The sequence below is a fragment of the Oleiphilus sp. HI0061 genome (assembly GCF_001635675.1).
Genome location: NZ_LWFE01000891.1, coordinates 1 through 528, shown reverse-complemented (window position 1 = coordinate 528; position 528 = coordinate 1). Strand labels below are relative to the sequence as shown.

The window sequence follows — 528 nt, the reverse complement described above, 5'->3', positions numbered from 1 at the left end:
CAGGGTTGCCTTTACAGGCTCCATCGGTATAAATCTCTATCATTCTTCTTTATCTTTCTCGTTATAAACTGAAAAGTCTTGTTCCAAAACCCGAGCGTGCCGTGAGCTTGCCAAAGGCATTCCTACGACCTTTGCACCTCGACGCCATTTTGAGTAGGAATTGATTCGTGAACCGACCTGTTTTTGTGCCGATATCAAATAGTATGCGCCTAGGGGGACTTTTGTATTGAGCACTTTATCGAGCCACAAAAAACGCCTAAATAAACCTGCATTATTAAAAGGCAGGCCGTAGTAATGGTATTTAGTAGTTCCCACCCTAAAATCGAGCAAATTCAACCAATCTTCGATTCGCTTACCACCAATAAAACAACTATTCCAGGGTGCTTGCTGCGACCTCCCTAACAACCTCCTCACTCCCCAAGTACTGAGAGGGTTAAACCCAACTATCACCATCGTACCAGAAGACTTGAGCACCCTGGCTGCCTCTCGCAGGGTTTGATGAGGCGCACTGGAAAAATCTAGTGCATG

1 pseudogene is annotated in these 528 nt (G+C 45.5%); it reads right to left on the bottom strand.

From position 1 onward, the window contains the following. Nucleotides 1-39: 39 nt before the first annotated feature. Nucleotides 40-528 (bottom strand): annotated as a pseudogene (locus A3735_RS30805) (class I SAM-dependent methyltransferase); the annotation flags it as partial.